The sequence below is a fragment of the Nocardia abscessus genome (assembly GCF_015477775.1).
In the GTDB taxonomy this organism is placed as follows: domain Bacteria; phylum Actinomycetota; class Actinomycetes; order Mycobacteriales; family Mycobacteriaceae; genus Nocardia; species Nocardia abscessus_A.
The window spans coordinates 410,435-424,829 of record NZ_JADLQO010000003.1 but is presented as its reverse complement, the minus strand read 5'-3'; the positions used below and the strand labels follow the sequence as shown (position 1 = coordinate 424,829).

The window sequence follows — 14,395 nt, the reverse complement described above, 5'->3', positions numbered from 1 at the left end:
GTCCACCACGTCCGAGATCACAGACTCGGTTCAGGCTCCCCGGAGGCGGACTTCAACGTCCAGCTCGGCGGCGGCTTCGGCCAGCGCGGCGGTGTCCGGATCGGCCCCGAGCTGGTCGCTCAGGTCGTTGCGCGACACGATGAGCATCCCGCGCGGTTCGAGCCTGGAACTGTGTTCGATGCGCACCTGCCCCTCTTCGAGGACCAAGCGTGCGTCCGGTTCGGTGGTCTCCAGCAGTCTGCGCAGGACATCTTCGGTGACCCGGCTCTTGTCATCGGCTCCCATGTCGTCCCGGTTTCCCGCGCGGCTCCGAAGGAAACCGACTGGTCGCACCCATCGGTCGGTTTCCCGTGGAGAACACGAGCCCACCGCATTCAGGCGAGCGCAATGCGGCGCGCAGGGCGGTGGACAATAGCGTTGATAAAGAATCAAGCGTTGCCAGTTCAAGCAGTCGACGCCTGCACCCTCCGCTTCGCCGACGCGGCCGGACAGCGATGCCCCGCCGACGGCCGAGGAGGCCGAGTTCGGCGGGGGCGGACCCCGAGGACGCAGTCGAGCCACAGGCGCGGGCGAGGACGGAATTACACGGACGACCCGGATCAGTCGATGCCGACGCTACTGCGGCCCGGACGGAGTACTGCGCACGAACGGCGATGACTGGCGGAAACCCGATCGGCGCAGGGCCCGCTGCGCGGCGTTCGCACCGCACATCCCGTGCGCTCCCGGACCCGGTGGTGTGGCGGCAGAGCATATGTAGTGACCGGGAACACCGACATCGTAGGGCTGCAAGGTTTTTCGAGGACCGAACACCAGCTGCGGTATGTCTTTCGCGCCCGTCATGATGTTGCCGCCGACATAGTTGGGGTTGTAGTCGGCGAATTCCGTCGCGCTGCGCACGCTGGTCCCCACGACGCGGTCACGAAACCCCGGCGCGAAGCGTTCGAGCTGAGCCGTGATCGCCGCCGTCGCGTCGCCGCGGTAGCCGTGCGGGACATGCGCATACGCCCAGATCGGATGGATGTCACCGGCCGAACGGCGCGGATCGGCGAGATACTGCTGCCCCACCAGGACGAAGGGACGTTCGGGCATCCGGCCGCGGTGGATGTCGCGTTCGGCGGCGGCGATCTCGGCGAACGTGCCACCGAGGTGCACCGTCCCGGCTCGCCGGGCGGCCTCCGCGGTCCACGGCACGCCGCCGTGGACCGCGAAGTCGACCTTGAAGGCGCCCGGTCCATAGCGAAAACCTCGATACGCCTTCGCGATTCGCTGCGGCAGCCGATCGCCGAGGATCTCCGCGACCGCGGTGGGCGCCAGGTCCCACATGGTCAGGTCCGCCGGGGGCAGATCGGACACCGACCGTACGCGGACACCGGTTTCGATCTTTCCGCCGAGGTCGCCGAGGTAAGCCGCCATGGCCTCGGTGATCCGCTGAGATCCTCCGGCGGCGACCGCCCAGCCGTAGGTGTGCCCCGCGGTGATGATGCCCAGTCCGATACTCGCGCTGAGCGGTCTGTCCAGCGGATGGAAGGCATGGGCGGCGACGCCGCCGAACAGCCCTCGGGCCTGCTCGGTGCGGAACAGCCCCGCCAGCAGCGTGGCCGGGGCCAGGGCGGGAATCCCGAAGCGGGTCAGCCGGAAGGGATGGCGGGGCAGGCGCAGCAACGGCCGCATGATGTCGGCGCTCATCCGGTCGTAGCCCGCCGTCGTGCGTTCGAACAGCAGCCGCCACGCACGGTCGTCACCGCCGAGACCGGCCGCGGTCCGAGCGACCGAGCGATGCAGCACACCGGCGGTGCCGTCGTCGAGCGGATGAACGCAGTCGACCTCCGGCCACGCCCAGGACAATCCGTAGCGCTCCAGGTCGAGGCCACGCAGGAAGGGAGAGCCCACGGCCATCGGGTGAACGGCCGAGCAGTGGTCGTGCAGCAGGCCCGGCACGATCGCCTCGCTGGTGCGGGTGCCGCCCCCGATCCGGTCGGCGCCCTCCAGCACCGTGACCTCCAGCCCGGCGTGCGCCAAGGTGATGGCCGCGGCCAAACCGTTGGGGCCGCTGCCGACCACGACCGCGGTGCTCATATCGCTCTCCCGTCCTGGCGGTGGTCTCAACTGACAGTCTGCGGCGCGAGTTCCCGAGGCGATTCGTCGGGCGGCGTCGGCACGGTGTAACCCGCCAGCCGCCACGTCACCTCGTGCGGGATCGGGCCGTCGGGCAGCCAAGGCTGCGCCTCGACCGCGTCACGCACCCGCCAGGTGCCGCGTTCGACCACACCGATCGCCGCGTCGATGACCTGGTACCGCTGAATGCCCTGGTGGATCGGCTGCGACTCCACCCACACCACGATCCACTCCCCCGGCGCGAACCCGACTCGGGATTGCACCGCGTTGATCAGATCGAGGTTGTGCAGGTGACCATCGCCGAAATTGAAACCGATCAGCGAGTTGCAGCCGAACTCCGCTTCCCGGACCGTCCAGCGGTCGATCTCGGGAACGCGCTTGTACAGCAAGGAGAACAGGCCGCGTCCTTGGCTGTGCATCGAGCGCCACGCGATCGTCTGCTGCATGGTGATCTCCGCGACCGCGGGCGGATAGCCCATGGCCTTCAGCTGGTCGACTTGATTCACGGTGGGACGGTGCCGGATCGTGTTCAACTTCTGCTCCGCGCCGGGCGCGAAGGCCCACAGAGCCGACGCCCAGTTGCCCGCGTACTGCCGCATCGACGGCAGGAACGACACCAGGTCCGGGCGCAGGTTGCCGAGTACGGGGAAGAACGCCAGAGCCGCGACGATCACCGCGGCGAGCCATGGCGAGGAGATGTCACCGAGGCCGTAGCCGCCGTCGTTGGGGTAGCCCAGGAACAGGAAGACGGTCAGGTAGCCGAACAGGACGTTCCACTCCAACGGCACCGCCAGCGGGAAGGTGGAGGTGATGAACACGTGGAATACCACCATCAGCACCACACCGGCCAAGGTCAGCCAACGGTTGGTGGAGAACAGCAGTACCAGCGGTGTGATGATCTCGACGGTGGTGCCGCCGACATGAGCCAGGAACGAAGCGATCTTCGACGGGCGGATGTCCCGGGGGAAGTCACGGTAGTGCAAGCGCTTGATCCACTTGGCAGGCACGCCCGGACTGTTGGAGACCATCGGCGGGACGACGTTGCTGAAGTGCCGCCCGAACTTCGACGCTCCGGCGCCGATCCACACCGCGCAGATCAGGAGCTTGGCCGCGATGATCATGTCGACGAACGGCAGCACCGCGAAGAAGACTAGTGCGGGCAGGTACTGCTCGCCGCGGGCGGTGAGGAAGATCGTCTTGTCCCGCACGCCACACAGGACGTACAGCACGATCGGAGCGACGAGCAGAGCTGGATTCACCAAGCCGGAGGTGTTGTCCGGCAGCGCCGCGCTCAGCGCGGCGCTCGGCACGCCGGGCAGCACGATCGCCGCCAGTAGCGTCGCCAGGAACGCCAGGTACAGCAGCACGTCGAAACCGGTGCGCTCGTCTCCGCCGGTGAACGGTACCCGCCGCCAGGGCCGCAGGCGGATCGTGCCGCGCCGGGCGTAGAACAGAATGCCCCCGGTCATCGGCTTGAACTTGCCCGCGAGCGGTCCCCACGATCCGGCGATGCCGAGCGCTTCGAGCAGGACGGTCCACAGCACCAACTTCTGATAGACGACCGGCTGACTCCACCACGCCGCGACGTCCCAGAACGGGCCGACGCCCGAACTCCACGTCGCCAGGGCGACACCGGCCAGCACCGAGACGAACACGACCTTGAGCAGATAAATCGTGTGGATCATCTTCGGCGTTCCGAAGCCGTATTCCACCCAGTGCAGGGCCAGCGTTCTCATCCGCTCTCGCAGCGGCTGGTCGAGAAATGTCTCCACATTCACGGGCGGGAAATCCGCCGTTTTGAATCCCATTGTCCGGACCTTTCCTATCCAGTGCGTCGAGCGCAGGCGACAACCCGTACGGAGACGAGTTCGGAGCGCGGGATTTCGCTCACGATCGAACGGACGTTTTTCATGCGCTGGTGACCGGTTCGGCCACGAGTGCGCGAAGTTTTCGTTTGTCGATCTTCCCGACCGGATTCCGCGGTAGCGCTTCGACGAGTTCGATCGACACCGGCACCTTCGTACGCGCCAAAGACTTCCGGCAGTGCTGCGCGAGTTCTTCGGCGCCGACTCGGGCGTCGGGCATCGTCACCACATGGGCGACCGGGACCTCGCCGAGAACCGGGTCGGGCGCCCCGACCACCGCGGCCTCGAGTACCGCCGGGTGGGTGTGCAGGACGTTCTCGATCTCCTTCGGGTAGATGTTCTCGCCGCCCCGGATGATCATGTCCTTGATCCGGTCGACCAGGACGAGATATCCGTCCGGGTCGAAGTAACCGACGTCGCCGGTGTGCAGCCAGCCGTCGACCACCGTTCGCGCGGTCGCCTCGGGCCTGCCGAGGTAGCCGCGCATCACGTTGGCGCCCCGGATCACCACTTCCCCGCTCGTGCCGTCGGCCACGAGCACTCCGTCGGCGTCCATGATCGCCACCGCCTGCCCGGGCAGTGGCAGTCCGACCGTCCCCGGCTTGCGCGAACCGGTCGGGGGGTTCAGCGTCGAGGCACAGGTGCCTTCGGACAGTCCGTAGCCTTCGATGATCGGCACGCCGAAACGGGCCTCGAACCGGGCGATCAACTCCGCGGGCATGGGCGCGGCCCCGCAGATCACACGGCGCAGCGACGAGGTGTCCGGTTTCCGGCTCGCCTGCTGCGCGACCAGCATGGCGTACACGGCCGGGACCGCCGAAAAGTACGTCGGCCGTACCCGTTCGACGACGTCGAAGAACGCCGAGGCCGAGAAGCGGCCCGCGATCGTCGCCCGGCCACCGGCCAGCAGCGGCGACAGAACGCTCACCACGATTCCGTTGACGTGGAACAGGGGCAGGATCAGCAGACTGTGGTCGGTATCGTTCAAAGCCAGGACCTCGACGAGCATCTCGCACATCGCGGCCACATTGGTGTGGTCGAGGACAACACCCTTCGGCTGCCCGGTGGTGCCGCTGGTGTAGATGATCAGCGCCGGTGCGGCCGGATCGACCGCCACCGCTTCCGGCGCGGTGTGCTCGCCTTCGGGCCCGGCCACCTCGGACAGGTCGAGCGTCCCCGCTCCGCGCCCGCCATCGGCCACCACCACCTTCGCCGCGCAGTCCGCGACCTGGTAACGGATCTCGTCGACGGTGGCGTCCGGCTTCACCGGGGTCACGGCCGCACCCAGCCGCCACGCCGCGAACATGATCACGACGAATTCGACGCGGTTCGGAAGAACGAGGGCGACGACGTCACCTTCACGAATTCCGTGCGCGTACAGAACAGCCGCTGCCCGGCGAACGCGTTCCGCGAAAGTCGCATTGTCGAGCTGCGCACGGTCGTCCGCAATACATGGGCCGGACGGATTCCAGGTGGCGCGAAACTCCGGTAAATCAACAACCTGCTGCACGATAGCCTCACCCGATACGGTGTGATGTGAATTACATTGCAAAGGTAGGTCCGAAATCGGGGCCCGGGCTACGGGCCCGCATCCCAGAGTTTCCGCCCGGCTTTGTACCGGTGGCACAAACGAAAGGAATGCCTCCGAGCCGCCGTGCCGATTCCGGTACGGTCCGGGCATGGACGCTGACGTGGACACGACCATCCGCGATGTCGTCGCACGTGTCAAAGCCGACCTCGACCGGCTGACCGCGGAGATGACTTCGATGTTCACCGAGGTGATCCCGGAGTTCCGCCACGACGACGAGGTGCGGCGCCTGATGATCGCCAGCACCGCGTCCAACCTCACCGCGATCCTCGACATGCTCGCGCTGAGCATCTCCCGCGACGACATCACCGTGCCGCCGGCCGCCGCCGAGTACGCCCGGCGGTTCGCCCAGCACGGAATGTCCCTGGAGGCCCTTCTGCGCGCGTATCGCCTCGGCGAGCACATGTTCACGCAGCAGACCATCGCCCTGCTCCGGCACTCCGCGACCCCCGCCGACCTGGCACTGGATACCACCAGCCGCATCGCGCTGCTGGTCAACAGCTACATCGACCAGGTCATCGAAGGCGTGATCGACATCTACGAAAGCGAACGCCGCCGCTGGGACGCGCGCTCGGACAACACCCGCGCGGCGCAGATCCGGGCGGTGCTCGACACCGACAACCTCGATCTGGCCGCCGCGGAGCAGATGCTCGCCGCATCCCTGCGGGGGTGGCACATGGCCGCGATCATCTGGGTGGGCAAACCCGCATCGGCGACGACCGATCTGCTGCACGCCTGCGCCGCGATGCTTTCCGCCGCGACCGGAAAGAACCCGCTGATGGTATTGGTCGACGAACAGAATTGCTGGGCCTGGATATCCTCGGTCGGCAAACCGTCGCTCGATGCCGACCGGCTCGAGCGGGACATGCGGCGCAGGCCCGGAATCCGCGTCGCGGTCGGCGATCCCGGAACCGGACTGGCCGGCTTCCGGCAGACGTTTCGCGACGCCCAGCGCGCCCGCAACCTGGCCTTGGTCGCCGATCCCACCCGCTCGCTGACGCTGCACTCCCGAGTCGCGTTGGCTAGCTTGCTCGTCGACCATCTTCCCGATACGAAGGCCTGGGTGCACCGGGTACTCGGCGACCTCATGCGCGATGACGAGACGACCGCGCGTCTGCGCGAGACGGTCCAGACCTATCTGGACGCCCGCGGCAGTCTCACCGATGCCGCGGCGCGCATGCACGTCCACAAGAACACCGTCCACTACCGGATACGCAGGGCCGAAGAAGTGCTCGGTCACCCACTGACGGTCAACCGGCTGGAGACAGAGGTCGCCCTGATGATTTCCGCGCAACTCGGCCTCGGTCGCGAGTGAGCGTCGGCCCAACTCTCGGCGACATGTCCGCGCAGCGGCGATTCGTCATGGCGCGCGGACCGATTGGGCCTGATACTGAGGGCAGGTCGGACCGATTCCGAGGTGGAAGATGAGCGTGATCAACGGGGTGGGCTCGGACGGGCTTGTCGCGGCAGGCAATACCTGGGGAATCTCCGGGACGGAATTCCTGGCCGTCTACCTACCGCTGGTGCTGGTAGCGGTCGTCGCCGGGTTCTGGCTGCGGTCGCGGGTCACGCGCGCAGACCCGGAATCCGACGCGGACGCCGCACCCGGAGCGGAGCTGACGTTGCCCGAAGTGGGCATGCTGTTCGGCGACCAGAACGCCGCGCTGGCCGCGCTGGCACGGCTGCGCGGCATCGAGGCGATCGATTCGGCGGCCGCGCCGGTTCGCGCGCTCACCGCGCAGGAGCGGGCGCGGCTCGACCCGTTCACCGTGTCGGTGTACGACCGGCTCACGGTGGGGCAGCGCAAAACGGTCCGCGCGATCGTCGACGGATCGCCCGGCGCCGTCGACGCCCTGCGTACCAGGATGGTCGACCTGGGATACCTCCCGGGGCCCGCGGTGCGCCACGGCCTGCGCGATGCGGGAATGCCGATCCTGGTCACGGGCGCGCTCGGCGTCGTACGCGTCATCGCGGGCGCCTCGCACGGCAACCCGGTGGGCCTGTTGGTCGTGCTGGTGATCGCACAGGCGATCTGCTACTGGCTGGTGGTGCGCAAGCCCCGCCTCACCCCGCTCGGCGTCCATGCCCGCGACGCCGCGACGGCGCGCAACGGGCATCTGCGGCCGGGCAATTCACCGTCTTATGCGACCTATGGCGCCGAGAGCGCGGCGCTCGCGGCGGCCGTCTTCGGCATCGGCGCGCTCATCGCGCTGGATCCCGGACTCGCCCAGGCGGTCGTGCCGCCGAGTTCCTCGGGCGGCGGCGGTGGTGACAGCGGCGGCGACGGCGGCGGATGTGGCGGGGGCGGCGGTGGATGCGGCGGTTGCGGTGGCTGAGCGGCCCGGGCCGTTGCCGCCGAATGCGCTCGGCATCGGGTGGCGGCCCGAAATCTGCGGAGTGATCGCGGAATTGGACGGGCTCGGGTTCTGCGAGGTCATCGCCGAATCGTTGCCCAGGGATAACCGCCGCGCCGGGCGGGTCACCGTCCCCGAGGAACTGGCGGCGTTGCGTGCGCGGGGCGTCGCCGTGGTGCCGCACGGCCTATCGCTGTCCCTCGGCGGCGCGGAACCGGTCGCGGATCATCGCGTCGAGCACTTGGCGGCATGCGCCTCGGCGGTCGCCGCGCCACTGGTGAGTGAACATGTCGCTTTCGTGCGAGCGGGCGGCCTGGAAGCCGGCCACCTGCTGCCGGTACCGCGCACCAGGGAAGCACTGGATGTACTCAGCGCCAATATCACCCGGACCCAGGCGGCTCTGGACGTTCCGCTGGCGGTGGAGAACATCGCCACGCTGTTCGACTGGCCCGACGACGAGTACACCGAAGCGGAATTCTTGTCCGAACTCGTCGAACGAACCGGTGTGCTGCTCCTGCTCGACCTCGCCAACGTCTACGCGAACGCTCGCAACCGAGGGCGCGACCCACGCGCCGAACTCATGCGCCTGCCCGCCGAACACGTGGCGTACTGCCACGTCGCGGGCGGTCACGAATCCGGCGGCCGCTACCACGACACCCACACCGACCCGCTCCCCGCCGAAGTACTCGCGCTGGTCACGGAATTCGCCGCGAAGCACCCGGCGCCGTTGATGCTCGAGCGTGACGGCAACTACCCGCCCGCCGCCGAACTGCTCGACGAACTGGACGCCATCGCCGCGGCCGCCGCGCGGCCGCCGATCACCACCCGCGCCAGGACGGTGCCTGCGTGAGTGCGGTGCCGGGACCGGGCGCGGCGCCGCTGGCCGAGCGGCAAGCGGCGCTGGTGCGGGCGCTGGTCGCCGGGGCCGCGGTACCCGCGGGTTTCGACGCCGATGCCGTCGGCGCGGCCGCGAACGCGCTGTTGTTCAAGCGGGCGGGCGAGGTCGCGCGGCGCTTTCCCCTGCTGGTGCACGCCTGCGACGGCGACTTCACCGCGGCCTTCACCACTTGGGCGCGGGAGAATCCGAAGACGACGACCTCCGCCGACGCGGCCGCCTTCGCCGCGGCCACGGGTATCGACTGGAGCGCCGCACCTCGCCGAGGCGGGTGGCGCCGGCGCCTCGCCACAGCGTTGTACTCGGCTTTTCCTACGAGTGGCGGGCTTCGACCCGCACTGCGGAGTCGCCGGCTTCACGACGCTCCTCGAGCCACACGCTGACCGCCACCGTCGCGTACGCCGCGACAGTCGCCATCCCCGGTAGCATGAGCATCAGCATGAGAAACGAAAGCATCGAAGACACAAGCCCTCCCGGACTACGCGATGGAAACTGTCGTACCGGAGCGCCGCGTCGCGCCACCGTTACGCCGGGGCATACCCACGTTCGGGCGTCCAATCTCCACCGAGCCACACGGCAGGTGTGATTGATATCACTCCAGGAATGGGCTGCGCCGCCTGCTGGGCAGCCGGGATAATGCCGCCCGCCCGAACCCCCGCTGCGGAGTGGGCCGAGGCGCGCTCGCCGGCGTGGTACACCGGTCACTATGCGCTTGCTGATCATCGCCGATACGCACGTGCCGAAGCGGGCGCGGGATCTGCCGGAGACGCTCTGGCGCGAGGTCGACGCGGCCGACGTGGTGGTGCACGCGGGCGACTGGGTGGAGCTCGCCCTGCTGGACCGATTGGAAGCGCGCAGCCAACGCCTCATCGGCGTTTACGGCAACAACGACGGTCCCGCACTCCGCGCGCGGCTACCGGAGATCGCCCACGCCGACCTCGATGGGCTGAGACTGGCGGTCGTGCACGAGACCGGGCCGGCGACGGGCCGGGAGGAACGCTGCGCCCGGAAGTTCCCGGACACCGACGTGCTCGTCTTCGGGCACAGTCACATCCCCTGGGACAGTGTCGCCGACACCGGATTGCGCCTGCTCAACCCCGGCTCGCCGACAGATCGGCGCAGGCAACCGGAGCACACATTCCTGACCGCGCAAATACGGGCAGGCCGGCTGAGCCGGGTGAGTTTGCATACGCTCCCGAGGCCCTGACCATCGATGCGCGGCATCCTGTCCGGCTCAGCCGGTTCGGGCCCTAGCTCTTGATAGCGATCAGCACTTCCGACGCGACCGGTTCGACGAAGCGTCCCGCGGGGTCGATCGCGAGCATGGCGTCGCTGACCGCTTGTTCGAAGGCGGTCCGCCGGTCGCCCAGCAACCGATGCAGTGGCAGCGATGTGGCCGCTTCGGCCACGTGCGGTGCGAGCGGAACGGTCAGTTGACCTGTGCCGCATCCCAGGTCGAGCAGTCGACCGAGCCGTCGAGCCGGAGCCGCCGCCTTATGTCGTCGAAGAACGACTGCGGATTGCCCGGACGATAGCGCGCGTAGTGCCAAGCGGTTCCGGCGAAGAAGCTCGCGCCGACGCCGCCCAACGAATCCGCCACGATCTGCCCCCCGGCATCTGCCAGCCGGGACACACGATATCAGCGCCGCACTGGGACATGATCTCGCTGCCTGCGAGCGCGCGATACCGGGCACGCCGAGAGCGGGGCGGGGTACCGACCGGTGGCGGGTCAGTCGCGGTAACCGTCGCCCTCGTCGCCGGAACGGCCGCCCGCCAGCGCCAAGTGGCGGTCGCCGGTGGCGGGCTCGGTGATCGCGGTGGCGATCTTCGGCAGGGCGTGCGGATGGTTGCGGCCGAGCCAGTCGAGCAGTTCCTCGCGGACCGCGCAGCGCAAGTTCCAGACGTCGTCGGCATTGGCCGCCGACATCGTCGCGCGCACCACGATGTTCGTGGGCGTGCTGTCGGTGACCACCAGACCCCAGTCGCGGCCGTCCCAGTCCGCTCGCTCACGCAGATACTCCCCCAGGTGTTCCCGCAGCAACGGCACCGGAGTGCTGTGGTCGAGATACAAGAAGACGGTGCCGGTGATCTCCGGGCCACCACGTGACCAGTTCTCGTACGGCTTGTTGTTGAAGTAGGAGACCGGCATGGTCAGCCTCCGGTCATCCCAGATCCGCACGGTCAGGAACGCGAGGGTGATCTCCTCGACGATGCCCCACTCCCCCTCCACGACAACCGTGTCCCCGATCTTCACCGAGTCACCGAAGGCGATCTGCAAACCGGCGATCAGATTGCTCAGCGTCGACTGCGCGGCGACGCCCGCGATGATTCCGATCACCCCCGCCGAGGCCAGCAACGAGGTGCCCAGGGTTCGCAGACTCGGGAACAGCAGCAGGATCGCCACGGCGGCGGTCGTGACCACCAGGACCGATGTGACGATGCGGCGCACCAGGCCGAGCTGGGTGCGCAACTGCCGCACCCGCGTGATCTCCTGCGTGCGCCGGGCATAGGAGCGCAGCATGTTCTCCGCGAAGGCGTCGGCGGCGCGAATGACGAGCCATGCCGCCGCCATGATCGCGGCGGTGGCCAGGACGGTTCGGATCATCGCGTCCTGGCGTAGATCGAGTTGTGCCAGTGGGTAAGTGGCGTGCAATGCCAGTGATCCGAGCAATACCTGCACGGGCAATTGCACCCGGCGCAACAGCATGGGGAGTTGGGTACCAGGACGTCTGCGCGCGCTGTACCGCAAGAGTCGATCGATCAGCAGACCGGCGAGAACGGTGATCGCGACCGTACCGAACACGACGATGAGCGGCCGTAGTACTTCCTCCAAGAGATCGAACTCCTTCTCTTCGTCCACCCGGATCAGCTGCGCTGCCGCACGTTTCGCCGCTACGGCAGCGCAACACGCTGCGGGGCGGTGTTTTACAGCAGTACCAGTGCGATGCTCAGCACGATCAGCATCGAGATCCATGCCACGACGGTTGTTTCGACGGGACCCTCGGTGCCGGGATCAGCACTGTCACCGCGTCGGTCGGCGCGAAACTGCGAGCGCGAGGCCGAAATGGACATACATCCTCCTTCGGTCGGTTGCGTCACTCGGTCGCATACCCGCTTTCGCCGCCGATCGTCGCCACGCCACTGTGGCGAATAACACCGGCCTGACCGCGCGGCTCCCACCCGGGCGGTCTCGGCTCGATAGGCGTGCAGCCCGAGCGTCATTGAGGGCGGGCATGCCTGCGATATCGCAGTTCGTCGAGGGAAACGGGCGGGAGGTAGGGGCTCACCAGCGTGCGGTGCCACCACGCCCCGGTGCGGGCCAACTCGCGGGGTGTGGTGAAGCGGTACAGGTACAGTTGCGCGCGGACGAAGCGCGGTGCCGCTTCGGCGAAAGGGTTGTGCCGCAGCAGGCGCAGTGTGGCCGGATCGTTTTCCAGCAGTCGGGCGAGGAACGGACCCAGCCACGGCTGTGCGTACCGCGGTGAGGCAGCGGCGAACCACATCAGCCAGTCCAGCCGCAGATGGTACGGCGCCCACTGCCGTGGGAGGCGGTGTGGGTCGCCGGGTTTGCCTTTGAACTCGTATTCCCGCCACAGTGTCCGGTCGGTGACGGTGGCTTCGTCGGTGCCTTCGACGACCACCTCGAAGCGGGTACGGCCGATGCTGCCGAACGCTCCGTAGGTGTTGACCAAGTGGTAGGGATCGAACGACCGGTTCATGGCCTGGTCGCGGGAGATCAGGTTGCGCGCGGGCCGGTAGCTGCGGACCACCACCAGCATGGTGAACCCGATGACCAGGCCGACGAACCACGGCGGCGGACCCGGCAGAGGCGGCGCGGCGGGCACCGGTAGCAGCGCTCCCGCGGGCACGCTGATCGCGCCGCAGGCGAGCACGATCGTCAGCCAGTTCAGCCAGGCGAAATTTCCCGACAGCACCAGCCACAGCTGGGTGATGATGACGACGGCCGCCGCGATGCTCGCCACCGGCTGCGGGGCGAACAACCCGAAGGGCACCACGAGCTGGGCGAAGTGGTTGCCCGCCACCTCGGCCCGGTGCAGCGGCTTGGGCAGGTGGTGGAAGAACCAGCTCAGCGGCCCGGGCATCGGCTGTGTCTCGTGGTGGTAGTAGAGGCAGGTCAGATCGCGCCAGCACGGGTCGCCACGCATTTTGATCAGTCCGGCGCCGAACTCCACGCGGAACAGCAGCCAGCGCGCGAGCCACAGCACCAGAACCGGTGGCGCGGTCCGGTCGTTGCCGAGGAAGATCACGAGGAACCCGCATTCCAGCAGCAGCGACTCCCAGCCGAACGCATACCATTCCTGGCCCACGTTGACGATCGACAGGTAGAGCACCCACAACGCCGTCCACATCAGCATCGCCGCCCACAGCGGCACCAGGTCGGCCGCGCCGGCCAGCATCGCCGCGGACAGCGCCGCCCCCATCCAGCACACAGCGGCGAAGAACCGGTCGGAGTAGTGGAGATGGAAAATACTCGGCGTCTGCCGGAAGGACCGCCGGGCCAGCCATCGCGGCACCGGCAGCATGCCGTGCTCGCCGAGAAGCGCCCGGAATTGCCGGGCGGCCACGACGAAGGCGATCAGGTAGACGGCCGCGACGCCGCGGGTCAGCAGCTGCCTGCTCAACCAGTATTCGGACGCCGTGAACCACTCCATGCCCGCAACTCCTCCGACCGCGGACGTTCTGCCCTCTTGGGCGCATACCCAGCCCAGCAGCAGGAAAACCGCAGGTCGAAGCACCGGCAACGACGCTCACGGAAACCGTGTACCGGGTCTACGACCCGCGGATCACCCGCGCACTGCGCTACATCGGGTACAGGCTGTGCTTGCGCGGGTTGCGTTCCGGGCGGCTTCCTCGTCCCGCAGAAGTCCCAGCGCGTGCCGTATCTCCAGCCGGGTACGGGACGGTTCGATGACGGCGTCGATGTATCCGCGTTCGGCCGCGATCCACGGGGTGGCAACGATCGCGTTGTCCTGGGCGATCATGAACTCCCGCACCACGGCGCGCGGACAGGTGCCCGGCTGCGTCCGGGCGATTCGGCTCCGCCCTCGACCGCGTACCGAAGTTCCGTTGTGGCCTGGAAGGATTCGGTACATGAGTTTCACCGGGGACGATGTCCGAACGTTCGCGCTGTCGCTGCCGGAGACGTCCGAACAGTTCACGTGGGGCATGCCGACCTTCCGGGTCGGCGGCAAACTGTTCCTCACTCTGCCCGAGGCGGAGACATCGATGGCGGTCCGATGCCCCATCGCCGAACGCGACGAACTCGTCGTCGCCGAACCGGACAAGTTCTGGATCGCGGCGCACGAAGCCAACAACGCCTGGGTCCGCGCACGCCTCACCGCCCTGGACGACCGTGACGAGCTGGAAGCCATCGTGCTCGACTCCTGGCGCCAGGCCGCACCCCGGCATCTCCTCGACGACGTCGGCTGACCTCGCCGCACCGAGGCACCCCCATTCCGCGGTGAGGCGCTCGGTGACCGCCCGGTTCGGCGTCGCTGACGAATCCGCATCCCTCGGACCGCGCCGTCCGGTCGCCATGGCGGCCGTCCGGCATACC

At 68.2% G+C, this 14,395-nt stretch carries 15 protein-coding genes and 1 pseudogene; 6 read left to right on the top strand and 10 right to left on the bottom strand.

Going from position 1 to position 14,395, the window contains the following annotated elements; genetic code table 11:
* Positions 1–30: 30 nt before the first annotated feature.
* From IU450_RS12500 to IU450_RS12485, 4 genes are all read right to left on the bottom strand, one after another.
* Positions 31–285: a hypothetical protein gene (locus tag IU450_RS12500; RefSeq protein ID WP_195149930.1), complete on the bottom strand. Its 255-nt coding sequence runs from the start codon at positions 283–285 to the stop codon at positions 31–33.
* Between the two features lie 330 nt (positions 286–615).
* Positions 616–2,076 (bottom strand): phytoene desaturase family protein, encoded by a 1,461-nt coding sequence (locus IU450_RS12495; RefSeq protein ID WP_195149929.1) that lies wholly within the window; start codon positions 2,074–2,076, stop codon positions 616–618.
* Between the two features lie 26 nt (positions 2,077–2,102).
* Entirely contained in the window at positions 2,103–3,923 is a 1,821-nt protein-coding gene (locus IU450_RS12490; RefSeq protein WP_195149928.1) for a DUF3556 domain-containing protein, read from the bottom strand.
* 100 nt (positions 3,924–4,023) lie between these two features.
* Positions 4,024–5,490 carry a class I adenylate-forming enzyme family protein gene (locus IU450_RS12485; protein WP_324197646.1) on the bottom strand — a complete coding sequence of 489 codons (1,467 nt, stop codon included), beginning with the start codon at positions 5,488–5,490 and terminating at the stop codon, positions 4,024–4,026.
* Positions 5,491–5,659: 169 nt separating this feature from the next.
* Between IU450_RS12485 and IU450_RS12480 the strand changes: the two genes are divergently transcribed.
* The 5 genes from IU450_RS12480 (at position 5,660) to IU450_RS12465 (ending at position 10,024) form a co-directional block, all read left to right on the top strand.
* Positions 5,660–6,883 (top strand): PucR family transcriptional regulator, encoded by a 1,224-nt coding sequence (locus IU450_RS12480; protein WP_195149926.1) that lies wholly within the window; start codon positions 5,660–5,662, stop codon positions 6,881–6,883.
* Between the two features lie 109 nt (positions 6,884–6,992).
* On the top strand, positions 6,993–7,904 hold the full coding sequence (locus IU450_RS39640) for a TIGR04222 domain-containing membrane protein (RefSeq protein ID WP_228834446.1): 912 nt from the start codon (positions 6,993–6,995) through the stop codon (positions 7,902–7,904).
* 13 nt (positions 7,905–7,917) lie between these two features.
* Positions 7,918–8,772 carry a DUF692 domain-containing protein gene (locus tag IU450_RS12475; RefSeq protein WP_228834513.1) on the top strand — a complete coding sequence of 285 codons (855 nt, stop codon included), beginning with the start codon at positions 7,918–7,920 and terminating at the stop codon, positions 8,770–8,772.
* Entirely contained in the window at positions 8,769–9,200 is a 432-nt protein-coding gene (locus IU450_RS12470) for a hypothetical protein (protein ID WP_195149924.1), read from the top strand. The genes IU450_RS12475 and IU450_RS12470 overlap by 4 nt, the downstream gene beginning before the upstream one ends.
* A gap of 323 nt (positions 9,201–9,523) precedes the next feature.
* A complete protein-coding gene (locus IU450_RS12465; protein ID WP_195149923.1) occupies positions 9,524–10,024 on the top strand; it encodes a metallophosphoesterase family protein in 501 nt (166 codons plus the stop codon).
* Between the two features lie 43 nt (positions 10,025–10,067).
* On the opposite strand, the gene IU450_RS12460 is transcribed toward IU450_RS12465, so the two are convergent.
* From IU450_RS12460 to IU450_RS39635, 6 genes and pseudogenes are all read right to left on the bottom strand, one after another.
* The gene (locus tag IU450_RS12460; RefSeq protein WP_195149922.1) at positions 10,068–10,226 is read right to left on the bottom strand and encodes a hypothetical protein; all 159 of its coding nucleotides are present in this window, start codon (positions 10,224–10,226) and stop codon (positions 10,068–10,070) included.
* 20 nt (positions 10,227–10,246) lie between these two features.
* Positions 10,247–10,417 carry a hypothetical protein gene (locus tag IU450_RS12455; RefSeq protein WP_195149921.1) on the bottom strand — a complete coding sequence of 57 codons (171 nt, stop codon included), beginning with the start codon at positions 10,415–10,417 and terminating at the stop codon, positions 10,247–10,249.
* Between the two features lie 129 nt (positions 10,418–10,546).
* Positions 10,547–11,677, bottom strand: a complete 1,131-nt coding sequence (locus tag IU450_RS12450; RefSeq protein ID WP_324197645.1) for a mechanosensitive ion channel family protein — start codon at positions 11,675–11,677, stop codon at positions 10,547–10,549.
* A 65-nt stretch (positions 11,678–11,742) separates the two neighbouring features.
* The gene (locus IU450_RS12445; RefSeq protein ID WP_195149920.1) at positions 11,743–11,889 is read right to left on the bottom strand and encodes a hypothetical protein; all 147 of its coding nucleotides are present in this window, start codon (positions 11,887–11,889) and stop codon (positions 11,743–11,745) included.
* A gap of 146 nt (positions 11,890–12,035) precedes the next feature.
* Positions 12,036–13,490, bottom strand: coding sequence for a lipase maturation factor family protein (locus IU450_RS12440; RefSeq protein WP_195149919.1), 1,455 nt, complete (start codon positions 13,488–13,490; stop codon positions 12,036–12,038).
* A 148-nt stretch (positions 13,491–13,638) separates the two neighbouring features.
* Positions 13,639–13,841 (bottom strand): annotated as a pseudogene (locus tag IU450_RS39635) (methylmalonyl-CoA carboxyltransferase); the annotation flags it as partial.
* Positions 13,842–13,929: 88 nt separating this feature from the next.
* On the opposite strand from IU450_RS39635, the gene IU450_RS12435 reads away from it, so the two are divergent.
* A complete protein-coding gene (locus IU450_RS12435; RefSeq protein ID WP_195149918.1) occupies positions 13,930–14,268 on the top strand; it encodes an MmcQ/YjbR family DNA-binding protein in 339 nt (112 codons plus the stop codon).
* The last annotated feature ends 127 nt before the right edge of the window (positions 14,269–14,395 follow it).